This is a genomic window from Halocatena pleomorpha, assembly GCF_003862495.1.
Lineage (GTDB): Archaea > Halobacteriota > Halobacteria > Halobacteriales > Haloarculaceae > Halocatena > Halocatena pleomorpha.
The window spans coordinates 1-23,913 of sequence record NZ_RRCH01000040.1; the positions used below are offsets into that span (position 1 = coordinate 1).

The window sequence follows — 23,913 nt, forward strand, 5'->3', positions numbered from 1 at the left end:
GTGATCCGTTCGCTGTTAGGGTATGAGTACGCCGTTCCCGAAAACGTGAATATCATGCCCGAGTACATCCCTATCGCAACGCAAATTCCACACGCAGTGGGTGTCGCATGGGGCTGTACGCTGCAGAACGACGATGACACCGCTGTGTTGTGCCACCTCGGGGACGGCGCGACGAGTGAAGGGGATTTCCACGAAGGGTTGAACTTCGCCGGTGTGTTCGACGTTCCTGTCGTGTTCGTTTGTAACAACAATCAGTGGGCGATATCGGTTCCGCGTGAACGCCAAACAGCCAGCGAGACGCTCGCGGTAAAGGCTCACGCCTACGGATTCGACGGCGTTCGAGTCGATGGTTTGGATCCTCTCGCCGTGTACCTGATTACGCGGAACGCGCTGAAGAAAGCGAAAGCCCCGAGCGATGGGGAACGGCGCCCGACGCTCATTGAGTCGGTCCAGTATCGGTATGGTGCCCATACAACCGCTGACGATCCAACTGTTTACCGGGAGGAGACAGCCGTTACGGAGTGGAAAGAGCGTGATCCACTCAGCCGCCTCGAAACGCACCTGTACCGAGCAGGACTCCTTGATCGAGAACAGCAGACCGCCATCGAAAGCCGAATCGAAACCCAGGTTCAAACTGCGATCGACACGGCGCAATCGGTGTCGATCGATCCCGAACGGGTGATCGAACACACGTACGAATCGCTTCCCGATCGGCTTCAGGAACAACAAGCGGAACTCCTCGCGTTCGGGGACCGCAACGACGATGCGTCCTCAACCGAGGAATCCTGATGCTGTTCAGGTCCGGATTTGTCTGTGCGCGTCCGAGATACGTGGACGCTATTCGTCCGTGACCTTCACGAGCTGCTTTCCGATGTTCTCTCCTTCGAACAGCCCAAGGAACGCGTCGGGTGCGCTTTCGAGTCCTTCCGTGACGGTCTCGCGGTAGGTGATGTCACCGGTTGCGACCCACTCCCCGAGGCGCTGGGTCGCTTGCTCGAATCGAGGCGCGTAATCGCTGACAATGAACCCACTGACTGTCGCGCGGACCGGCAGGAGCTGGGGTAGCTTTCGCGGCCCAGTTACCACTCCCTCCTCGTTGTAGTGAGCGATCTGTCCGCACACGGCGACGCGGGCGTCGGTGTTGAGCTTGGTGAACACGGCGTCGGTGATCGGTCCGCCGACGTTATCGAAGTATACGTCTACACCCTCTGGCGCAGCGTCGTCGAGTGCTGCGCGGTAGTCGTCGGTTTGCTTGTAGTTGATCGCGGCGTCGGCTCCGATCTCTTCGAGATACTCAACCTTGGTATCGCTGCCGGCGAAGCCAACGACACGGCACCCTGCGATCGACGCGATCTGAACAACGGTGGAACCCACCGCTCCGGCCGCGCCCGAAACGACGACGGTATCACCGGGGGTTGGCTTGCCTTCTTCGAGTAGTCCGAAGTACGCCGTCCGACCGGGCATGCCGAGCACACCGAGATACGTCGAGAGTGGTGCCAGATCGGGATCGACTGGGTGAAGGGCGCTACTGTCGGTCACTGTGTACTCCGCCCAATCGAGTTCGCCAGTGACGTAGTCGCCGTCGTCCCACTGATCGGTCTCGGAGTCGACGACGCGACCGACGACGGCTGCCTGCATCGGGTCACCAACGTCCCACGGTTCTGCGTACGATTCGCCCGCTCGCATCCGATCGCGCATGTACGGATCGACGGACAGGTACACCGTCTGTACCAGCACTTGGCCGGTCTCAAGCTCAGGGATCTCGGTCTCTTCGAGTTCGAACGTCTCCTTGTCCGGAACGCCCTCGGGGCGCTTTGCGAGCACGTACCGCCGATTTGTTTCGTGCATATTGGTGTTTCGAGAGGATCACATTATGTCTCCGCGATCCCGGAGAGTGTCACCGGATTCGAAACTGTCCCTCTCACCCACTGATCGATGACCGTTCTACGACAGTTGTATGACAACAATGATGTGTCTGTGAGTAGCATACAACATTGTATCAGGTTTTTCGTATAAGTGGTCGTGTCTAATTCCACAGCATGAACATGTGACTACGCACACTCTTTTCGACGGCAGCAAGAATTTCTGACGCACTCTATCGTATCGCGTTGCTCTCTGTCCTCTCGATTCGATCGAATCCGAACGGCTATGATCTAAAATCACAAATATATCTTCAGAACAAACATAACTCTGACAGTCATACGATATTCATCGATCGCCCCTGCCACGGAGCGACTGGATTCGAGTACTTGACGGCGACGAAAACGGTGCGGTGATCCCGAGCGTAACTCGTTGCTAGGCATCTTCGAAAACCATATGTATCTTGTCACCGTTCAATGTGTATTCACAGCTGATCAGTACGGCAGGCTTTCACGATGAGCCTCTTTTTATACGTCTTCTGATGTGTGCTGCTCACTGGGGAAGACGGATTTCATATAGTGGTATGTGATGTACACACATGACAGCGTTGTGGTTAGCAGAGCGAGTAAATGTTCGACTCATACACAGTCCGAACACGGTTCCCCCAATCATGGGTGTAGGTGTCGATGATGTCCTGTGCGACGTCCCCCCGGAGATACTTCACGATCCCGCGATCACCGGTCCGGTCGCGCAGGTAGGTTGTGAAGAAGTGACGGAAGTAGTGGGGTGTGACGTTCTCCGAAGCACCCCCGCCAACGCGGTACCATCCGTTCTGTTTGGCATGCTTTCGGACGAACGCCCGCACCTGTGATGGTTCGAGACGGTGTCCCCAGCTTCGTCCCGTATCCCCAAACAGCGGCTCTGCGGACGAAGGGGTATCGGGACGGATCGCAAGCCATCTGATGAGCGCCTCTTTTAACTCCGTGTCGATGGGGATCATCGTCACTCGCTTTCGTTTGTTCGAAGCGGTTCGCTCTTCTCCGTTGACTGTCTGTCCGGCAGCGATGTCGTTCGAAATGAACAGGGTATCAGTTCGCCCGTCCAGTTGCGGTCGGTGGGTGTAGTCGTACTCTGCACGGACGGCAGGCGCGTCGAGGTTGAGATCCCGGAGATCGAGATTGCAACACTCCCCGACGCGCAGTCCCGTTTTCAACAGCAACAGCATGACGGTCCGCTCTAACGGATGAGTGATTTCATCGAGGAACGTGCGCATCTCTTCGATAGAGATCTCACGCCGGGTCGGGTCCGTGTTGATGGATTCGTCCATTTCTGCCATCACGAGAGTCATCGGATTCGTATCGAGCTCCCCTGTTTGGGTCATGTAGGCGTAAAATCGGTGAACGTAGGACGCATACGACGCCACAGTGCTCCTTGCGAGTGAATCACGAAGCGAATGGACGAACGCCATACAGTCGCGCTGGCTAGCCGTCGCTGGCGTGGCGTCTCGATCGATCAGAAACTGCTCGAAACGACGGAGCACACGCTCGTACGCCGTGAGCGTGCGCTCGGATTTTCCGTGATAGGTGAGGTCCTCGATAAAATACGTGATGGGATCGGCCCCATCCGAGTCAATTCGTGCGTTCATCCTGTATCGTATACCCCCCGTTTCGGCCGCTGTATTTGACCTGGTTGGTTTCTTGGAGTGAATCGAGCGTCGCTTCGAGTTGCTCTTCGATGTCGTCGGTGACACCGGCGAGGAGCTCCTCCCAATCGAGATAGTCACGATCGGAATTCCGGAGTACATCGAGGACACGTGTTTCGAGGTCGTTACCCCTAGGGGTAGCATCCGAAGAACCGGCCTCCGGTGGCTCCGACGATTCCCAAAATCCCCGGCGACCAGCCTGCACCATTGACCGGACGAACTCGCTTTGGCTCATGTCGAGTTGGTCAGCGTTAGCAACCCAGCGCTTTTTCTGCCACTGTGGCATATGTACTTTTATCGACACAGTGTCGTCGTCTTCCACCATGACTGTTGGGTCTCCCCCGCCGCACATCAATCTGTCCCTATCTATTGGGATAAGGATTCTTATCCCGATGCATGTCGAAGGATATCGGATTTATATCTTAGCTCATGTGGTCACTATATTCGAGGATTACCCCGTGATATAGGATATATCGCCCGCTCCGAGTCGACCACGGGTGACTGCTACTGCAATCATCATCGCATCGCTTCGATTCTCATCTTCCGCATCATCGATATTTTCAGATTTCTTTCTCGGTCTGAGGGATAAACAGCGGTACACTTGGAAAACCGAGTCGGTTCTGTCAACTGTGCTTAGAGTGACTACCGGAGCATTGTGCAGTAAGAATCTTACACAGAACTGCCGATTCCGATAGGTCGTTGAGTCGAAAATCGTCTTGTTACTTATTCAGACAATATAATACATTGATAAATTACATATAACTGTATAGAATTGGATCGATCGTTTACTCACACTGTCTCAGCTTCTACGGAGCGTCTCGTGCGTTCGCAGTTTACAGAACCGTCACAATGACACGACAGCATCCATAAACTGTTCATACCAAAAAATACATGGTATTCGTTTATTAATTCCATCCAATGGTATCCCGTCGCGCATTTCTCGGTGGAGGTGGGTGTATGATAGCGACCGTCTTCGCTGGATGTCTGAATAGTAACGGTTCATCGATCACACCTGGGACGAATACAGAAACTGATTGGCCTGTTTCCCGGGCTGATACTGCCAACACGGGTCATGTTCCTGATGCGAAAGCACCACGGGAATCTGTTCGGAAACGGTGGAGTGTTGCGGACGGAACGGCAACTGGGACCCCTGTGATCGTGGATAAGAAGGTGTATCTCCCGACAGCAGGTACGCTCCGTGCTCTGGACGCCGAAAGCGGAAACGAACTGTGGCGGTTTCCCCTTCCAAACGGGAAGAATCCATCATCACCCATCGTCCACAACGGTCGGGTGTATACAACGAGTGGCAAACATCTGTACGCTCTTGATCCGACGACGGGTGTCCCCTACTGGTCTCACACTACCGATGATCACGAATACACTGCCCTCACAGTTGTCGACAGTGAAGGGGTTCCGACTCCACACCTTGTCGTCGGCACGAGGGGTGGCACAATGCTTGGAGTTGCTCCCCAAAGTGGAAAACAGATGTGGCAAAAAGATCTCTCAAGCCCGATCTCGGCATTTGGGTTCCGGTCATTCGTTCTGTACGTGGGTACTGACGAGGGAACGGTGTACGCGCTTTACTGGAAAGAGAACGACACACTCCCACATGAAGCGTGGCGCAGTACGGTGGACGGTGCTGTGAGGACGGCGATACCTTGCTCGGACGGCGTCGCAGTCCACACTTCCGGTGGTCCACTGTGGTTACTTCAAGGAGGAGAATCAGCTGGGACGACTCTCTGGACTATCGATCGTGAACGCTCGACTGTCGCCCCTGTTTACACCAATCCGATGTTCTATACGGTCGGTTCCGAGGGAATTACGGCGACCCGAGAGTACAACGAACAGACCGACTGGCAGATCGATAGAGGCTACGACGCAGTCGCCCCTGTCGCTGCCGGGGACACCTTGTATCTCAGTAGCGGTGACACGGTCCACGCGTACGCGGCTGACGGTGGTTTCGGGATCGGCTCGATACGCACAGGCGCAAAACGGTGGTCCTACTCGACACCCGACGCTGTCACGGGACTCGCGCTTGCTGACGGTGCCCTCTTCGTCGCGTGTGATGGATCGAATCAAACCCTGTACTGCCTCGAACCGGCGTAACGATCCCATGATCGCTGATCATGTTGTACAATTAATCTATCACGGCCTGCACGATCACACACTGTCTTTAGGTCTGTCCATCAGTCGTCGTTTGATGCTCCATCACGTTTTATATCATCCTCCTCGGTAACTTCGATACTGGGGAATGATACGAACCATCGTCCACACCGTATACAAGATATAATTCGTACTGACACTATCGACAGGATAACAGCCAATCGACATCGGTTGGCGACCACTTTGACGTACATGTGGGTTAGTCGCCGGTCGACTGGGCGTATCCTGATCCGTTCCTTCAGTACTACTGTGGATGATGCGTTCGTTAAGTTATAATCTGAACCCAGAACAAGACAATCATGACACGAACACTTCGAACCGTACTGACCGTTGTTCTGCTTGCGACGCTCCTCGCAGGCGGCATGGGTACTGCTGCTGCCGAACAGACCGACATCGACAGTGGGTGTGATACTATCGTCAACGACGACGATCTGGTGGACGCCGACAACGTTGTGAACGACATCAACGCCAACGTCTTGGGACTGCAGTCTGACGACTCCGAAATCGGCCAACTCACCGCGTAACGGAGTCACTCGAATTTTTTATCGCTCGTAATTCTGATCAAACATTTGCGCAGACAGCGGTACTGGGTCTCCGTCAGTGAGATTGTACTGCGAGAAATCCTCAACGCCGGACGCTCGAAGGACTTCCTCGTCATAGAGTGCGTTTCCAGTGAACTGGTCGGGATCACGAGCAAGGATTTCGAGTACCGCGTCCGCTACAATGTCCGGTGACCGCCAGTCGTCCTCGGTGCCCATTCCGAAATACCGCGTTGCGCGAGTATCGATAGCGGTGACTGGCCAGAGAGTGTTGGCTGCAATCCCATCGCTGGCGAGTTCCGAAGCAAGCGAAAGGGTTACAAACGTCATACCGAGTTTCGACCACGAATACGCCGCACTGCCCGGCGACCGGTCTTTGGTGATCGGCGGTGCGTTGGTCAGAATGTGACCACCACCGATCTCGCGCAGGTGCGGAATGAACGCCCGACTGGTGAGGTACGTTCCGCGGACGTTGACATCAGTCATTAGATCGAATCGATCAGCTGGCATTTCATCGACAGAGGCCAATTGGATGGCGCTCGCGTTGTTGATGACGATGTCGATCTCACCGAACACGTCGATTGCCTCCTCGACAGCAGCCTGCACGTTCTCCTCGTCCCGGAGATTCAGTCGCACAGCGTGAGCGTCTACACCGCGCTCTTCGCACTCGTGGGCGGTCTGGTGGATCGTTCCGGGCAACTCTCCACCCTCTTCGGTCGTCTTTCCCGTCGAAACGATGTTACACCCTGCCTCCGCAAGACTGAGCGCGATCTGTTTCCCGATCCCTCGTGTCGTCCCCGTAATGAATGCGGTCCGTCCGTCGAAATCCGGCACTGTCACCATACCCGCTACTTGATTCGGTCACGGATAAGCGATGTGAGTGCGACAGAATCGGCCGCACTCATCCATTCGAGCTTGTATCCGGTGGTTTATAGAAGGAAACAGCTCTTCACTCGGTAATTTCTTGTTGTTGTGTCCGAATCATATCTTCGACCTGTTCGTGGCTAGTGGTGCCTGGCAGCGAGAGGATGCCTGTTGCACCAGTACTGTCAATCTGGACCGTCCCTTTGCCGAACACCCATTCGGCCCACGATTCATCGGTTGAGAGGCTGTGAATATCTGACATTCGAGCTTCATTGGTCGTTCGCCGCAGGATGCCGGATTTTTTATACACACGCTCTGTTGTCACGACGTATCGAGTGTTCTTTCGGTCAAGGTACACGTATCCACCGACAAGTGCTGCGACCCCGATGAACGGAATGCTCATACCAATATCGCCTGTAAGCACGCCCAACACTCCGAACAGGGCGAAGAATGCCCCGATCCCGATCAATTTCAACCAATTCACCCAGTGCGGGTGGATGTTTTCAAGTACGAGTTCTTCTTCGAGCAGTGGTACTCCCTCAGTCGACGCGTCATGTGTGTCGGGGAGCTTTGTTTCTGACATACACGTGTAGTTTCACACCGTATCTAATAATGATACATCAAAAGGATATATTTTCCTATTAGTTTATATCTTATGGATATTGGAGCACATTAATGAGATACAGAAACGAAGTTTGACACTCTATAGCTACATGAGTCCAACAGCATCCAATATTTCCTCTCTTAATCTATATCAATAAACAATAAATATATTTATGTGTCAGTATTCAATGTTTTATACTGATGTTACAGTTAGAGAAGATGTCGGTAGAGGTTATCGTCTCGAACGTCGTTTATTCGCCAGCGAAATCAGGATCCCGGCGTTCCATGAACGCCGACGCGCCTTCCCGGTGATCGTGTGTTTCGAACACGGCGGCCTGGTGAGCGGCTTCACGGGTCATCGCCTGTTCGAGTGACTGTTCGAGACCCTGATTGAGTGCGCGTTTCGAGGTTTCGAGGGCGACGGTGGGACCCTGCGCGAGCTGATCGACGAATTCGGTCGCTCGTTCTTCGAAATCCTCGTGGTAGACATGATTTATGAGACCGAGCTGCTCAGCCCGATCGGCATCGAGCACTTCGCCGGTGAAGACGAGTTCTTTCGCAGTGTTGAGTCCGACGAGTCGCGGGAGCAGGTAGGACGTTCCTGTGTCGATCGCAAGCCCAACGTTCCGGAAGCCAAAGCCCATCTTCGCGTCACCACTTCCAAGTTGGATATCACACGCGATAGCGAGGTTCGCCCCCGCTCCGAACGCGACGCCTTCGAGCAGCGCGACAGTCGGGAGATGACACTCATACACCCGCCGAATAGCGCGACTCGTCCGCTGGTGAATCCGTCGGACGGCCTCGTACAGTTCCACATCGCCGCTCATCCGCTCCATCATCGCAGAGACATCGCCACCCGAACAGAACGCATCGCCAACACCCCTAATCACGACGGCACGAGCGTCGCTCTTTTCGATCGTGCGAATCGCTTCGATAACGCCGGTCGCTACGTCTTCAGAGAGTGCGTTTCGCATTCCGGGATTGTTCAGCGTGATCGTCGCGGTTCCGTCTTCGATGTCGAGCAGGACTGCATCCTCGCTCATTGGAAGAGCCGTGTCGCCCACCAGCATAATTCTTCCGACCTACTGAAACGATCGGCTCACAAGCGCGTGTTCACACTCGTTCGATGAGCGTGGCGATGCCCTGTCCAAAGCCGATACACATGGTCGAAAGCGCGATGTCTAAGCCGGTACGGTCGAGTTCGTGGGCGAGTTTCGTCACGAGCGCAGCGCCGGTGGCTCCGAGTGGGTGCCCATGGGCGATCGCTCCGCCGTTGACATTGGTTCGGTCCCAGTCCGCGCCGGTTTCTTCGAGCCACGCACAGATCACGGGGGCAAACGCCTCGTTGACCTCGAACAGATCGATGTCGTCGATCGTCATGTTGTTTTGATCGAGAAGTTCCTGCGTGGCTGGAATGGGTCCCGTGAGCATCGTGATCGGATCGACACCGACCACGTGGCTGTCGATGATCCGGGCCATCGGCTCCCAGCCGTGTTCGGCAGCCGCATCGGCGCTTGCCATCAACAACGCTGATGCGCCGTCTACGATTCCCGAGGAGTTCCCCGGGTGAACGACGCCGTTGCCTGCTGATCGAAACGCGAGCGGGAGGTCGTGAAGCGTCTCCTCAGTTGTCTCGGGACGTGGGTGTTCGTCTCGTTCGACTGTCACCGATTCGCCGTCGAGTTCCGTCTCGACCGGAACGATCTGATCGTCATAGTGGCCCGCCTCCCACGCAGCATCCCACCGGTGTTGGGAATCGACGGCAATCGCGTCGACATCTGCCCGCGTGAATTCCCACTGCTCTGCGATCCGTTCGGCCCCCTCTCCTTGTGTCGTAAGCTCATCGAACTGCTCGAAATACGTTTCGGACAAGGAGTTCCCATCTGAACCCATCGGGACACGAGACATATGCTCGACGCCACCCGCGACGATCACGTCGTGTGCTCCCGCTTGTATCTGTCCAGCCGCGAAGTTGACGGCCTGTTGGCCCGACCCACACATACGATTGAGTTGAACGCCCGGAACGCCGTCGCCCCACCCAGCGACCATCGACGCAATCCGACCGATGTTCAGTCCCTGTTCTTCGATTGGAGTGACACACCCATAGATCACGTCTTCGATGAGTTCCGGATCGAATCCGTTGCGCTCTTGAAGCGCTACCAACGGCTCAGCCGCCAAATCTTGCGGATGGGTGTCGCTGAACACACCTGATTGCTTGCCGAACGGAGTGCGGACGCCGTCGATGATGACTGCTTCTCGCATTACTGTGCGATATCGTCCGATCACTCAAATAGTTCATCTAGAGGATACAAGCCGATTTATATATAGAGTTAGTTTCATAAGTTTCTTACCACAGTTATTGGGATCATATTACAAATATATATTGTATTGTACGTGGTTGTTGCTTATATCCAATAGAAAGGAAACGTTCCATGATTACAATTTATAAATAAAAATCCAAAGTAGATATATCCTAATTAAATTGGTATACAATTCAGCCTTTCCACAAAGCGTATAATGGCGACCGACTGATTGACGATACATGCAACGCCAGTCGACTCGACGGACGTTCCTCACGGCAGTTGGTGTTGTTGGGGCAATGTCGGTTGCTGGATGCTCTTCACTTCCAGGGAACGGTGGGTCAACGTCCGCTAGTCCTACCGACACGAGAACCACAGGCAGCGGAACGAGCGACGATTCCAGCGTACCTGAAACAGTGGTTGATGACTTCGAGGATATTTCGAGGTGGGAGGTCACTCACGGTCGGTTGCGAAGCACCGGTCAGGACGTGTTCCAAGGCAACCAATCACTAGTGCTCGAACCAAAAAACGGCGCGAGCGAACCAGTTGCCAAGATCTCCCGTGCGTTCTATCCGGAGGTACTGGATCTCAGCAGTCACGATCTCTCATTGGCGGTGAAGGTGAACAAACCAGACAGTATCAAGATACGAGCGGAGATCATCGCGCCCGCTCAAAGCGCGATGCTCACCTCCACTCGACACATTCCCCTTGAACTCGATGGATGGGTCCGATTTGATCTCGGCTACACCGGCAAGCGAGGTAATCCGGTGTTAGACAACGTAACCAATGTAAACCTCCAGATCGGACCTGTGGACAAATCCTTTCAGGTGTTGGTCGACGATCTGCGAAAGATACCGAAACCGGATACCGGGAAAGTGATGTTCCAATTCGATGATGGACACGTGAGCGCGTATGAAACGGCCTATCCGACGTTGAAGCAGAACGGTTGGCCGGGCGCAGTCGCTGTCGTTTCTGACGCAGTAGGTGCCCAAGACCGCATTACTGAAGCCAACATGCGGGAGATGGCCACCAACGACTGGGATATGATCGGCCACGCTGGTGAACTGCTCCCCGACCACTCATCCCAGAAGCAACGGCAGATACTCCAGCAGACCAAGGAATATCTTGAGGTGAAAGGATTCACGGACGGTGCCCGTCATTTCGTTGCTCCCTACAGCCGAGTCGATAGCGCCACTCTTGATCACATCAGTGATCTGTTCGAAACCGGTTACCTCTTCGGCGCAGGTCCGAACAACGCCAAGCATCCGAGTAATCCCGCGTTCATCTCCCGCGTTCAGGGACCGTCGGCAGACGGCGCGAGTCAGATCATTGATATGGCCGCCGAATTCAACCAATTAGCCGTCATCTCCTACCACGAAATCGGAGGCGAGGGCGTTTCCGTTGAGACGTTTGAGCGGGTTGTCGACCACGTCGCTAGCAAAGATGTTGATGTCATCACCCCTTCACAACTCGTCGACAGCGATAGCTGGTAACAGCACGCGTGTTATCGGTTGCTGTTCGTTCGGCCGTGGTATTTTCCGGTAACTGGGACGCACTGACGTTATCGCTATCGGGCGACGCTCGCGCGTAGACGTGCTTTCTCCTCCGTACTGATCGATAGTTCCGTGTTATCCTGTCATACGTTATGGCAAAAACGACCTCGGTCGGGTAGCACCGACATGACTGGCCGCAAGCCAGAGATACAATCCTTGGGAGATCTTGTATCACAAACCATGGAAAAATTATGAACACTGTTGAACGGTGGAAACAAAATAAACATCCATTAGACGTTATCGATGACGTATACGAGTACGCCCAAGAGGGATTGACGTTCGACGAGATCGAAGCCCGTGCCGGTGAGGGTGAGTGGGAGCGGTTGAAGTGGGCGGGGCTGTACACCCACGGCCAGCACCGGGGGTATTTCATGCTCCGAACGAAGGTACCAGGCGGATATCTCACGCCCGAGCAGGCCGAAGTGATCGGTACCGTCGCTGAGGAGTTCGCTACTGCTCCCGAAGCGTTCGGCGGGAACGAGCAAAACGAGGAGTGGGGTGACGGCTTTCTCGACATCACGACCCGTCAGGACGTGCAGATGCACTGGATCGAGATCGAGGACATCCCCGAGATATGGGAGCGATACGACGCTGTGGATCTCACGACGGTTCAGGGATGCGGTGACGGCGCACGAAACGTCTTGGGCTGTCCAGCCGCCGGTCTCGACGATCACGAGTGTTTCGACGCTCAGCCGGTCGTGAACGCGGTTTCGGACTTTTTCACGGGGAATCGGGAGTACGCGAACCTCCCCCGGAAGTTCAAAATGACGATCACGGGCTGTCGAGAGGATTGTGCCCAATCACAGATCAACGACGTGGGATTAACACCGGCAAAGCGACAGATCGACGGCGACTGGTACTACGGCTTTCACGCCCGCGTCGGTGGCGGGCTGTCGGATGGGCCGCGGATGGCCTCACCGCTCGACGTGTTTGTCCGTCCGGAGGATACGGTCGAATTCTGCCGTGCCGTCGCGCAAGTGTTCAAAGAGCTTGGCGACCGCAACAACCGCGGGGTGTGCCGGATGCGGTATCTCGTCGAACAGCTTGGTCCGGAAACGTTTGAGAGAGCCGTTCGTGATCGGTGTTCGGTTCCCCTACGCGATCGCGGCGTGGATCTCACCGAAGGATACACCGGTGATCATGTCGGTGTTCACGAACAGGACGCCGACGGACTGTCGTACGTCGGCTTCAACGTCATCACTGGACGGATCGGTGGATCGGAGTTCGCGTCGGCCGCCCGCGCCGCTCGTCGATACGGTACCGAGGAAGCCTCGATTCGGTTGGCGACCGACCAGAACTTCCTACTCAGTCACGTGCCGAACGACGCCATCGATGACCTCGTCTCCGAGCCGTTCGCTGTCGACTACCAGCCCGATCCCGGTCCCTTTTCCCGTGGTGCAGTCGGCTGCACCGGCAGTGAATTCTGTAACTACGGGATCATCGAGACGAAACAGCGCGTCAAACGATGGGCGCGGGCATTGGACGAACGCATCGAGACGCCGGCCGAGTTGGATGTCGTTCGGATGCACATGAGCGGCTGTTCGGCCTCCTGCGCCCAACCACAGATCGCTGACATTGGGTTCCGAGGCGAGACAGTCGCGGTAACCGATCCCGAGCGAAGTAGTAACGAGGAAGGCGACACCATCGTCGAAGGGATGGATGTCGGTCTCGGGGGGAGCCTCGGCGCGGACAACGCCTTTATCGACTGGATCGAGACCGCTGTTCCGGCTGACGCCGTGATTCCGGCACTTGAACAACTGTTCGTCGTCTACGCCGAGGAACGCGTCGAGGGTGAACGGTTCTATGAGTGGTGTCGCCGGATGGATAACGACAGGCTTCGAACACTTATGCAACGCGCTGACGCGCCGGTTTCGCGGGGTGTTTCCCGTGGGGACTGATCCAGGGTCCTCTGAGGAGCGATCCCTGCCGGGCGTGCCGACCGTTGCCTCCGACGAACACGCGCTCGCGGACGGGGGAAGCGTTCCGACGAACGTCGATCGAGACGGCGATCTCGGTCCGATCGAATTCACCCAGCCAGCGAAAAACGCCAGTCAGGACGTTACACACGGCCAACCCGATGAGCGCGTGGGCGTTCCCGATGGCGTGGCGCTCGATACCCCAGGCTACGGCATCCGCAACGAGATGAACGAGATCGAAACGCCCGACGAGAAAACGTGGTTCATGGAACTCGACGAGGCAGTCATTCAGGATGACCGGTGTATCCAGTGTGGAACCTGTGTCGCGTCCTGTCCGTCCGATTCAATCGGGATCGGCGCGGATGGACTCCCAAAACTGGTGAAGATGTGCACGGGTTGTTCTCTCTGTTGGGATTTCTGCCCTCGGGGTGGGCTTCGGTACGAGCGTCAGTGGAAGATCACCGGCGGCGAGGACAACGTGAGCGGTGCGGGCGATCCGATCACCGAGTTCTCAGCGAAAGTCAACGATGAGTGGCGTGAGAACGCTCAGGATGGCGGTGTCGTCACGAGCGTCCTAATCCACCTGCTTGAAGCCAACGAGATCGACGGCGCGCTCATCGCAACCGAATCTGAGACGGACCCGTGGAAAGCCGAGTCGTTCCTCGCAACCACACCGACAGAGCTGATCGAGAACGCCGGGAGTTTCTACAACCAGACAATGGCACTCGGCAATCTCGACATCGCCCGCTGGGAGCACAAACTCCCGGACAAACCGCCGGAGGAACTCTCATTGGCGCTCGTGGGAACGCCGTGTGAGATCGAAGGCGTTCGGGCGCTCCAGGATTTCGACTGGGACTATCAGTCCCAAGACGCGTGCGTGCGCGCGATCGATTACACGATTGCGTTACTGTGTACGAAGAACTTTAACTATCAGAAACTCATCGGGGAGCAACTCGAAGCGAAACGAGGGATCGATCCGAATGACATCGGCAAGCTCGACGTGCTTCACGGGAAAATGATGGTGTACGACCGGCAGGGAGAGATGGTGCTCCAAGCGGACGTCGAACAGTTCCACGACGCGGCGCTCAAAGGCTGCGATGAGTGTGCGGATTTCTCGGGACTCTGTGCGGATCTGGCCGTCGGTTCGGTCGGAAGCAGCGAGGCATACTCTAGCGTCATCGTTCGTACTGAGGCGGGTATGACAGCGTGGGAACTGACGGCTGAGGACCTCAATTTTCACGATCTCGAAGACCGCAGCGCGATCGGGAAACTCCAAGGCTGGGACAAAAAGAAGGCCTTCGACTCGCTTGAACGACCGTTCGATCCCGACGCCCCTCGGTTCATCGAATACACAGACCACGCAGACCAGTACGCCACTAAAACTAATCCCCACGACGCCGACCACTGATCTGACGGGGATCAATTCCTCATTTGAGGAATACAAATAAGTATTTGAATTTTTATTAGTAGTACAGGAAGATACATGGGTGTTCTTCAAACGCCCGAGACCGCTGTTCTCACACCAAATGGTACATCATAGTTGCTTGATCAGTTTCGAAAACAACCGCAACGGTTATACGACTATTACTGTTCATACCAACAATGCATCCGATACTCCAGACGAATACTGCTAATACAGTCGACGAGTTGGTTGTGGAGCTCCTAGGAATGGCGCTTAAAGCGCTTGGGACGATGGTAACGTTCGTCGCCGCGTTCGTGTTGCTGTACTACGCGCTGAAACGGGTGTTCAAGCCCCGTCTTCGGCATGTTCTAGAGTCGCGTGGAGTCAATCCGACAGTGCTCAGCCTCACGATGAGTGTTACGGAAGCGGCGGCCCTTCTCATAGCGATCGCGGCCGCTTCGACCATCGCGGAGTTTGGGGTCGTGATGTCCGCGTTTGCGACGCTCACGGGAGCGGTCGCGCTGGCAGTCGGGTTTGCCGCCCAAGACATCATCAGCAACTTCGTGTCCGGCATTTTCATCCTTCGTGACGAGCCGTTTCACGTCGGTGACTGGATCGAGTGGAACGACAACGAGGGCGTCGTGCGTGACGTTCAGCTCCGTACGACGAAGATCGAGACGTTTGACAACGAAGTGATCACTGTTCCCAACTCCCATCTTGCGAACAACGCGGTTACGAACCCCGTTTCGAACGACACGCTGCGGATCACGTTCTTGTTCGGGATCGACTACGACGACGACATCGAACACGCAAAGCAGGTCATCCTTGAGGAAGCACGCAGCACGCAGGGCGCGGTCAGCGATCCGAGTCCTGTCGTCAGGCTCACGGAGCTTGGAAACTCGTACGTCGGATTGACGGGCGCGGTCTGGATCGACGACCCGACACACAGTGACTACGTGAAGGTTCGATCCGATTTCGTTCAAGCAGTCAAAGAGCGGTTCGACGCCGAGGGGATCGACATGCCCTACCCCTTCACCGAACTCACTGGTGAGGTTTCAATCGCCGAACCCGCCGCACCGACCCAACGCGACGCGACAGTCAACGACTGAACCGGCGTACCCCCGTTTTGCCGATCACCGAGAAACGAGTAGCGATCGGTCGAGGTCGGCAACGCTCGTTCTGCCGGTGTTTGCGAGTGTGAGATCCAACTCCGCTCGGATATTTTCGAGTACCGATCGAACACCGTCGGCACCGTCGAGTGCCAACCCGTACACGACGGGCCGACCGATGCCCACCGCGTCGGCACCGAGCGCTAGCGCCGTGAGCGCGTCGGCTCCCGACCTGACGCCGCTGTCGAAGAACACGGCGCTCCGTCCAGCCACCCGTTCGACGATTCGGGGAAGCGCGTCAAGCGCGCTGAGCTCCCCGTCGACTTGCCGCCCGCCGTGATTGGAGACGACGATCCCGTCCACGCCGTGATCAACGGCTGTCTCGGCGTCGTCAGGGTGGAGCAACCCTTTAACGACCACCGGAAGATCAGTCATCGAGCACAGATCCGACACCGCGTCCCACGTGATCGTTGGATCACCGAACGTGTCGAGGAAGTGCTGGACTGCAGCGTCTTCGTTTTCCGACGGTGGCTCCGTAAGCCCGTCACAGAACGCCGGATCACTCGTGTAGTTCGCGAGCCCGTGCCCATCGAGCATCGGGAGATATCCTTGTTCGAGGTCCCGCTCGCGCCAACCCAAAAGCGGCACATCGACCGTGAGAACGATCGCGTCACAGCCGGCGTTCTCGGCTCGCCGCACGAAGCTCTCGGTGATCGACCGATCCGACGACCAGTACAGTTGGAACCACGTCGGTGTCTCTCCCAGTTGGTCTGTGATCTCCTCGATCGGGAACGACGAAACCGAACTGAGACAGATCGGAACGTCGAGATCCGCGGCGGCTCGGGCGGTCTCAAGGACGCCGTCCTCGTGGACGATCGACTGCACGCCGATAGGCGCGATCTGCATCGGAAGGTCCCACTGTTGTCCGAACACGTTAACGCTGAGATCACGTTCGCTCACGTCCCGTAGCAGTCGCGGCACGACGCGCCACTCATCGAACGCGCGGCGGTTCTCGGTCATCGTTTCCCCGCTACCGGCACCGCCAGCGACGTACGCCGCTGCCCGGTCGTCCATCGCCTCGGTCGCTGCCGCTTCGAGCGCGGTCCATCGGACCGGAATCTCCGGTGGCCGGTCAGCAAGCGTTCCCATCGCGTAGATCTCTTGTTGACGGTGCTCTCCGTACGGCTCACTCGGATCAAACGTCATATCGATGTGTTGAGCATGAACGGGCCGAGCGATTCAGCGAGAACGCGCTTCTGTCGAGTGGCCCATCGGGCACGCAAACGGTTGTGTTCCGGCTCTCGATCGGGATTCTGTTGCACGATGTTCCCCTTGTGAAAGGATACGGATATCGTTACCACCGTTCATACTGGGGCGTTTTTCAGCAGAGGAGTGCGCCCTGACTCGCTTCAGTGTTGGCTCCACTCCACTTTCGAGATGCCACCGTCGTACTCCTTTTCGAGCACGACTGTGACGGCGTCAGGGGTAACGTCCGATGGAATATCGAAGCTAACCCATCCCGTCCACGGTTCGTTCGCTCGGATTGAGCCCTTATTGCGGGCTGCGTGGTAAAAATCACCTTCGATGGGCGAACCGATCGGACCCTTCAGACGCCCGGACTCGGGGTGTACCGTGCCGTTTGCTCGAATCGAGAAATGATCGTCGTCAGGCATGTTCAGGACATCACCGCTGTCGGGAACGAATTCGACGTACGCAAAGAGGAACGCGTCGCCGTTGTCGGGCGTATAGGTGGTGTTCCTGTTAACCCACAGATCTTTCGCCGTCGTGTAAGAAGAATGTTTCTGCACCTTACGAACCGTAGTTGAATGCGGACACCGTTACACTCACTGGCGTGTCAACGGTTGCGTTTTCCGGCGGTTCGATCTTGTAATTGGTAAACTGTGCCGGTCCATCGACAATCGTCGGTTTCGGTGTCGTAGATTTCTCGTTACTATTGATAGAAAGCATACTACAACCAGCTAGTCCTGTGGGTCCGAATCCACTCACTGCAGCGAGATACACGCGACGATTCATCATGTATGGATCACTATTTATATTAAAAAACATTTCGATAACATACCGTATTATAACCAGATTGTCCAGTATAACTACCGATGCGCTACTTACATCCCAGCCCGCGATCGGCGTGATTTAGCCGTTCACAGCCGTCCTCGGTGACGACCACCAGGTCCTCGATCCGAACGCCGAACTCGCCGGGGACGTACACTCCGGGTTCGATGCTGAACACCATCCCCGGTTTCAGGGTACGGTCGTTGTCAGCCACGATGTACGGCTCTTCGTGGACATCGAGACCGACACCGTGGCCGGTCCGGTGGATGAACTGCTCGCCGTATCCTGCCGATTCGATGACATCGCGCGCTGCGTCATCGACCGCGCTCGCGGTGACGCCGGGCGCGACGGCGTCGACTGCCGCCGCTTGTGCGTTTCTGACGATCTCATGCACATCAGCGACTGCCGCCGGTGGGTTCCCATCGAAGACGAGCGTTCTTGTTTGGTCGCTCGGGTAGCCATCAGCGCGCGTCCCGAAATCTAACACCACAGGCTCACCAGCACGGATCTCGCGGTCCCCGTGGCGGTGGTGTGGATCCGCGCCGTTGGGTCCGGATCCGATGATCGGCGCGAACGACACGCCCGTTCCGCCCGCCGCCTGCAGTTGCTTCTCGATGACGGCCGCGAGTTCGGTTTCAGTCAGTCCAACCGCGTCCGAGCCGAGTTCCCTGAGCGACGCAACTACCTCGTCGGTGATCGTCGCTGCCGCTCGGAGGGCGTCAAGCTCCGCGTCGTCCTTGCGACGTCGAAGCGGCCCGAGCACCTCGCTCGCAAGCCCGAACGTCGCTGCCGGAAACAGCGATCGAAGCTCTTGGGTAAACCGTGCCCCCATCGTGTCGTCGACAAGGAGACGGTTCTGCGGATCGATCGATGAATCCTCCACGACCGTTTTGATGAGTGTGAGGGGATCATCGCTGTCCGCCCACGTTCGCACGTCGGCCACCCACGTTTCGGCACGCAGTTGTTCCCCATACAGTTCAGGAACGACGAACACCGGCTCACCTCTCGCAGGGACGATGAAAAACAGGTGTCGCTCGCTCGGTTCCTCCACAACCGATGTCGTGTACTGGAGGTTTCGGCTCGGAAACAACACGACTGCCTCCGCTTTCTGGTCGCGGAGCCGTTGCTGACAGGCACGTGTTCGGCGCTCGAACGGTGTCATACACCGGTTTTCGATCGGCAATCATTAGTCCGTCACGTATCGCTGTTCGAGTTCGCGCCGCCGAGGGTGTTCTTAATGAGAAGATGACACCCTCGACGAAGACGTTCGGACGCTGCTTGGCGGGAGATGTCTAGCTCCCGTGCGAGATCCTCAAGCGTAATCGTCCGCGGAACGGTGTAATATCCCCGACTCATCGCCTTCTGCAGCGCGGTTTGCTGTTTCGGTGACAGTCCATACCGCCCTATCCGAGTCGACCCGTCGTCTTCGTACAACCCTTGAAGTGAGAGGGAAACGTCGTACTCGTCACATATTTTCCGAAACTGTCGGATTGCCCTCCGGTCAGGGAGTCGCATTCTGGTCTTGACGCCGTCTTCGCTGGCTAAAACCGAGAGCCGCGACGTGCCGGCTTCGAGTTCTGCTGGATACAGCACCATCTCTGATCGTTCAGTGACCTGCACCCGGTACAGCCGACGATCGCCCGTGTCCTCGATCCGTGTCGAGTCCTCGACGGTGCGGTCGGACGCGAGTGCCGACTCGAACGTCTCGAAATCGTCGCCGTTTGCCCACAGAAACAGGATGGGTTGCTCAGAGTGTTCAGCGATCGCCTGTTCGACTCGCAACTGCATATCCGGAACCGTCGAGAGCGAATCCATGAGTGGGAAATTCGGATTGAAGAGACGAAACTCAGCGATAAGACTCATAACCTAAGTGGGACACCGATCGATAAAACATTGATCGTACGCCGTCACCCAGTTGTTGTGTCGTCCGTACATTCGTTCGATCATTATAGCTCGAAAATCATGTCCCAGTGTCGTAGCACGGTGGCGACGTTCGTCGACGGACGTCTCAACGCTGAAGGCGGTGGCCTGCTTATTTCGGTCATGAGCCATCCACGACACCGGATTGCGCGGGCGCTCGCCGAAAGCGACGGATCAGTGTCCGGACCGACGCTTGCAGAGGCGCTTTCGGTTTCACGGACAGCAGTATGGAAACAGATCGAAGGACTCCGTGAGGAGGGATTCGAGATCGAAAGCGACGAGAGCGGCTACCGGTTGGTAGCCGTTCCAGAACGGGGTTCGACAGCACTGTCGTTAGGTCTCGACGCGCCATTTGAGATCGAGTATCACGAGGCGATCGACAGCACGAACCGGCGTGCGCGGGAACTGGCAGAGGACGGCGCGACGGACACTGTGGTCGTTGCCAACGCACAAACCGCGGGTCGCGGGCGTCTCAACCGATCGTGGGAGTCCCCTCCTGGCGGCGTCTACGTGAGCATCCTTAGCCGTCCCGATCGTCCGCCCGCTGAAGCCCCCCTGTACACCCTTGCTGGGGCAGTAGCGACGACGCGCGCGGTGCGCGAAACGGGACTCGACGCGCGGATCAAGTGGCCCAACGATGTGCTCCTCGTTGCGGACGACACCGAGTCTAAGATCGCGGGGATTCTGACTGAAATGCAGGGTGAGACCGACCGTATCGCGTGGCTTACTGTCGGTATCGGCGTAAACATGGACGATCCGGGAATCGAGGGAGCCACTGGTCTCCGGGCGGAACTCGACGAGCACGTCTCATTGCGGGCGTTCGTTCAACGCCTATTGGAATCGTTCGAGGCGCTGCGCGAGCAGGATCCTGAATCGATACTCGCCAGTTGGCGCGAGGTTGCTGCCACATTAGGCCAGCGCGTTCGCGTCGAAACGCCGGACGGCGTCGTCGTCGGGCGCGCCGTCGATGTCGAACCGCCGGGTGCGCTCGTTGTCGAAACGAACGACGAAACTGTCAGTCTTCACGCCGGAGACTGTGAACATCTGCGGTGTGCACAACTCCACTGAGCGGCGATCCATCACGTAGTGACTGGTGTGGACAGCCATCAAATATTGCGTGGCATCGAATCCTCACGCAACATTGATTTTTCATGGGCCGCATACGATCGGGATAATGGCTGATAGCGAGGAGAGTGATGTCTCGAACTGGCGAGAGGCTGAACGCCGACACGGCACTGATGATGAGGCGATTGGTGTATCTACGCTTGGACGACTGTTCGAAGGGAGTACTAGTCGCAACCGTGACCGGATTGCACAGATGTACAAAGGCGGTGTGTACGACCGTTCGCTCGTTTCGGCGGGGGTGATCGATGCCTCGGCCGCTGGGCGGTACGCACAGTTGACCTACAACGAGATGCAACACATCGTCCACAATCTCGCCGCCGGCTTTCGAGATCAGGGGATCGAGCCGGGTGCCCGCGTCGGACTCTTTGCGAGCACCCGAATGGAGTGGGCGCAAGTCGATTTCGCGCTGCACGTCGCGGGCGGCGTTGTGACCACGGTGTACACCGAATCCTCGTCGGACCAAGTGCAGTATCTCCTCGGAGATTGTAGTGCCTCGGCAGTCGTTGTCGAGAATCAGGAGCTGCTAGAGCGCGTCCTCGCTGTTGAGGACCAACTCGACCTTTCCCTGATCGTCGTCATGGACGAGTTTACTGGCTACGAGAACCGAGAAGACATACTCACGCTTGGTGAACTCCACCGCCATGGCGAGGGGATTTCATGGCCGTTGAAGCTCGAAAGCTGGCTCAACGAACGTGATGTTGACGATTTGGCGAGCATCATCTACACCTCCGGAACGACCGGAAAGCCAAAGGGCGTGAAACTCACTCACAGACAGCTCAGATCGAACATCAACCAGATCAGAAAGCGGCTCGGTCCGCGCCCGGACAAGGATCCTGATCTCCCCGTGTTCGACGAGGAGGTGACAACACTGGCGTTTCTGCCCCTCGCTCACGTGTTCGAGCGGACCGCCAATCACTTCCTGATATTCGCCTCCGGAGCGACGGTGGCGTACGCCGAATCATCGGATACGGTGGCGGACGATCTCCAGACCGTCCAGCCGACGAACATAGCGAGTGTGCCCCGTATTTATGAGCGGATCTACGACAGTATGCTTGAACAGGTCAGCGGGTCATCGCTCAAAGAACGCATCTTCGATTGGTCCGTTGGCGTCGCCCGCGAACACGCCCGCACCGATTCCCCCGGGATCACCCACCGGATAAAACACGCACTGGCCGATCGATTAGTGTATAGCGACGTGAAAGAGAAGCTCGGCGGAAACATCAACATCTTCATCAGCGGCGGCGGGAGCCTCTCGAAGGACCTCTCTGAACTGTTCTTGGGGATGGGTGTTCGTATCGTCGAAGGATACGGACTCACCGAAGCCGCTCCTGTGGTGAGCGTCAATCCACTTGAGAACGTTCAGCCAGGAACGCTCGGGCCGCCCGTGCCTGGTGTTGAGGTCGCGATCGATCAAACCGTGCTGAGTGAGGAGCAAAAACGGCGTACAACGAGCGATATCGGTGAACTGCTGGTTCGCGGACCGAACGTCACGGAGGGCTACTGGAAAAACCAATCGGCGACCGAAGACGCGTTCACCGACGGCTGGCTTCGGACTGGTGACATCGTTGAACAAACTGAAGACGATTATCTCGTCTTCCACGACCGAATCAAACAGGTTCTCGTTCTCTCGACGGGGAAAAATATCAGTCCTCGACCTATCGAAGACGAGTTTGCAACCAGCGACCGGATCGAACAGATCATGGTCATCGGAGACAACGAGAAGTTCGTCGCTGCGTTGATCGTTCCGAACTTCGAAACCATCGAACGGTGGGCCGCCCACCACCAGATCAATCTCCCTGACGACAAAGCAGCAATCTGTCAGAATGATCGGGTAAAACGGTGGATCCTCGAGGAAGTCGATATGGTAAACGAGCACCTCGAATACGAAGAACGAATCAAGATGTTCGAACTCATTCCCGAGGAGTGGACGCCTGAGAACGATCTCCTCACTCCATCGCTGAAGAAAAAGCGCCGCAACATCTTACAGCGGTATGCCGGACAGGTCGACCGGATCTACGCCGACCAAAAACGTCCTGCCCTCCCTGAAAGTTGAGCTTCACCCAATCAACGTGATATCGACGATTTCGTGGATGCACACCCAACCCGTCGGCCTGAGAAAGCCGATCGGCACCGCTTTTGACGGTTATCAGTACAAAATAATAATAATGATGATGATATAATTTATATAGGAGGTGGTGTTGCACTGTTCGATCGGGTATAACGACTGCGCGTTCTTGAACTGACGTTCGTTTCGAGAGTCGAGAGACGGTGGTGACCACTTCAGTTTTCGAGACACGCGGTTACTGATCGGGATCGTCTCGCGCGAGAAAGCCGTGATAGGAACAGACGTACTCGTGTCGAATTATCTGTTCGTCTTCGATTTCGAGTCCAAGATCGTACAGGTCTTTTCCGATTCGACTCAGATCCTCGTGATCGGCTCCGAGAACGTTGATATAGACGTTTTCGTGTCCGCTCATGATCTCGCGCACCGCTTCAACGCCAGAGATTTCGAGCGCCTGTTTGGCGAGTGTTTCCCGTTCTAGGATCAGTGCTGAACGGATCAGTTTCGCGTACAGCGGAAATCCCGCTGCCTCGTAGTCGATATCGACGTGATAGCCGGTAATGATCCCTTCGTCTTCTAACCGTTGCAGCCGTTTTCGGACCGTACTGGAAGAAACGCCCTATTCTTCGGCGATGTCTCCCGAGGAGGTGTTCCGGGCGTCTTGCTGGAGGGAATAGAGGATGTAGCGATCGAGTTCGTCGAGCCTCCCGTTTTTCATCACCATC

At 56.4% G+C, this 23,913-nt stretch carries 21 protein-coding genes and 1 pseudogene; 9 read left to right on the forward strand and 13 right to left on the reverse strand.

Annotated elements, in window-relative coordinates:
- A partial coding sequence (locus tag EIK79_RS16235; RefSeq protein WP_124956580.1) for a thiamine pyrophosphate-dependent enzyme occupies positions 1–789 on the forward strand: 789 nt, incomplete at its 5' end.
- 48 nt (positions 790–837) lie between these two features.
- Here the strand turns inward: EIK79_RS16235 and EIK79_RS16240 are convergent.
- The 3 genes from EIK79_RS16240 to EIK79_RS16250 form a co-directional block, all read right to left on the reverse strand.
- A complete protein-coding gene (locus tag EIK79_RS16240; protein ID WP_124956582.1) occupies positions 838–1,848 on the reverse strand; it encodes an NADP-dependent oxidoreductase in 1,011 nt (336 codons plus the stop codon).
- Positions 1,849–2,473: 625 nt separating this feature from the next.
- The gene (locus EIK79_RS16245; protein WP_124956584.1) at positions 2,474–3,505 is read right to left on the reverse strand and encodes a tyrosine-type recombinase/integrase; all 1,032 of its coding nucleotides are present in this window, start codon (positions 3,503–3,505) and stop codon (positions 2,474–2,476) included.
- The gene (locus tag EIK79_RS16250; RefSeq protein ID WP_124956586.1) at positions 3,489–3,887 is read right to left on the reverse strand and encodes a DUF5805 domain-containing protein; all 399 of its coding nucleotides are present in this window, start codon (positions 3,885–3,887) and stop codon (positions 3,489–3,491) included. Before EIK79_RS16250 ends, EIK79_RS16245 begins: the two co-directional genes overlap by 17 nt.
- A gap of 593 nt (positions 3,888–4,480) precedes the next feature.
- On the opposite strand from EIK79_RS16250, the gene EIK79_RS16255 reads away from it, so the two are divergent.
- Positions 4,481–5,668: an outer membrane protein assembly factor BamB family protein gene (locus EIK79_RS16255; protein WP_124956588.1), complete on the forward strand. Its 1,188-nt coding sequence runs from the start codon at positions 4,481–4,483 to the stop codon at positions 5,666–5,668.
- A gap of 356 nt (positions 5,669–6,024) precedes the next feature.
- Entirely contained in the window at positions 6,025–6,249 is a 225-nt protein-coding gene (locus EIK79_RS16260; protein ID WP_124956590.1) for a hypothetical protein, read from the forward strand.
- Between the two features lie 18 nt (positions 6,250–6,267).
- On the opposite strand, the gene EIK79_RS16265 is transcribed toward EIK79_RS16260, so the two are convergent.
- From EIK79_RS16265 to EIK79_RS16280, 4 genes are all read right to left on the reverse strand, one after another.
- Positions 6,268–7,107: an SDR family oxidoreductase gene (locus EIK79_RS16265; protein ID WP_124956592.1), complete on the reverse strand. Its 840-nt coding sequence runs from the start codon at positions 7,105–7,107 to the stop codon at positions 6,268–6,270.
- Between the two features lie 106 nt (positions 7,108–7,213).
- On the reverse strand, positions 7,214–7,711 hold the full coding sequence (locus tag EIK79_RS16270; RefSeq protein WP_124956594.1) for a PH domain-containing protein: 498 nt from the start codon (positions 7,709–7,711) through the stop codon (positions 7,214–7,216).
- A gap of 271 nt (positions 7,712–7,982) precedes the next feature.
- Positions 7,983–8,774, reverse strand: a complete 792-nt coding sequence (locus EIK79_RS16275; RefSeq protein ID WP_124956596.1) for an enoyl-CoA hydratase/isomerase family protein — start codon at positions 8,772–8,774, stop codon at positions 7,983–7,985.
- 70 nt (positions 8,775–8,844) lie between these two features.
- The gene (locus EIK79_RS16280; RefSeq protein WP_124956598.1) at positions 8,845–9,993 is read right to left on the reverse strand and encodes a thiolase family protein; all 1,149 of its coding nucleotides are present in this window, start codon (positions 9,991–9,993) and stop codon (positions 8,845–8,847) included.
- A 280-nt stretch (positions 9,994–10,273) separates the two neighbouring features.
- Here EIK79_RS16280 and EIK79_RS16285 point away from each other — a divergent pair, with 280 nt between their 5' ends.
- From EIK79_RS16285 to EIK79_RS16300, 4 genes are all read left to right on the forward strand, one after another.
- The gene (locus EIK79_RS16285; RefSeq protein WP_124956600.1) at positions 10,274–11,524 is read left to right on the forward strand and encodes a polysaccharide deacetylase family protein; all 1,251 of its coding nucleotides are present in this window, start codon (positions 10,274–10,276) and stop codon (positions 11,522–11,524) included.
- A gap of 251 nt (positions 11,525–11,775) precedes the next feature.
- Positions 11,776–13,482, forward strand: coding sequence for a nitrite/sulfite reductase (locus EIK79_RS16290; RefSeq protein WP_124956602.1), 1,707 nt, complete (start codon positions 11,776–11,778; stop codon positions 13,480–13,482).
- A gap of 34 nt (positions 13,483–13,516) precedes the next feature.
- Positions 13,517–14,908 carry a Coenzyme F420 hydrogenase/dehydrogenase, beta subunit C-terminal domain gene (locus EIK79_RS16295; RefSeq protein ID WP_233738237.1) on the forward strand — a complete coding sequence of 464 codons (1,392 nt, stop codon included), beginning with the start codon at positions 13,517–13,519 and terminating at the stop codon, positions 14,906–14,908.
- Positions 14,909–15,102: 194 nt separating this feature from the next.
- Complete coding sequence (locus EIK79_RS16300; protein WP_124956606.1) at positions 15,103–16,011, forward strand: mechanosensitive ion channel family protein; 909 nt, start codon at positions 15,103–15,105, stop codon at positions 16,009–16,011.
- Between the two features lie 24 nt (positions 16,012–16,035).
- Here EIK79_RS16300 and EIK79_RS16305 read toward each other — a convergent pair whose 3' ends face one another.
- From EIK79_RS16305 to EIK79_RS16325, 5 genes are all read right to left on the reverse strand, one after another.
- Positions 16,036–17,217: an alpha-hydroxy-acid oxidizing protein gene (locus EIK79_RS16305; protein WP_124956608.1), complete on the reverse strand. Its 1,182-nt coding sequence runs from the start codon at positions 17,215–17,217 to the stop codon at positions 16,036–16,038.
- Positions 17,218–17,420: 203 nt separating this feature from the next.
- On the reverse strand, positions 17,421–17,819 hold the full coding sequence (locus tag EIK79_RS16310; protein ID WP_124956610.1) for a hypothetical protein: 399 nt from the start codon (positions 17,817–17,819) through the stop codon (positions 17,421–17,423).
- A 1-nt stretch (position 17,820) separates the two neighbouring features.
- Positions 17,821–18,045, reverse strand: coding sequence for a hypothetical protein (locus EIK79_RS16315; RefSeq protein ID WP_124956612.1), 225 nt, complete (start codon positions 18,043–18,045; stop codon positions 17,821–17,823).
- Positions 18,046–18,130: 85 nt separating this feature from the next.
- Entirely contained in the window at positions 18,131–19,243 is a 1,113-nt protein-coding gene (locus EIK79_RS16320) for a M24 family metallopeptidase (RefSeq protein WP_124956614.1), read from the reverse strand.
- 32 nt (positions 19,244–19,275) lie between these two features.
- Positions 19,276–19,944 (reverse strand): bacterio-opsin activator domain-containing protein, encoded by a 669-nt coding sequence (locus tag EIK79_RS16325; protein ID WP_124956617.1) that lies wholly within the window; start codon positions 19,942–19,944, stop codon positions 19,276–19,278.
- Positions 19,945–20,124: 180 nt separating this feature from the next.
- Between EIK79_RS16325 and EIK79_RS16330 the strand changes: the two genes are divergently transcribed.
- Positions 20,125–21,069, forward strand: a complete 945-nt coding sequence (locus EIK79_RS16330; protein ID WP_124956709.1) for a biotin--[acetyl-CoA-carboxylase] ligase — start codon at positions 20,125–20,127, stop codon at positions 21,067–21,069.
- Positions 21,070–21,175: 106 nt separating this feature from the next.
- A complete protein-coding gene (locus EIK79_RS16335; RefSeq protein ID WP_124956619.1) occupies positions 21,176–23,179 on the forward strand; it encodes an AMP-dependent synthetase/ligase in 2,004 nt (667 codons plus the stop codon).
- A 247-nt stretch (positions 23,180–23,426) separates the two neighbouring features.
- Here EIK79_RS16335 and EIK79_RS16340 read toward each other — a convergent pair.
- Positions 23,427–23,906, reverse strand: a pseudogene (locus EIK79_RS16340) (Lrp/AsnC family transcriptional regulator).
- Positions 23,907–23,913 lie beyond the last annotated feature (7 nt).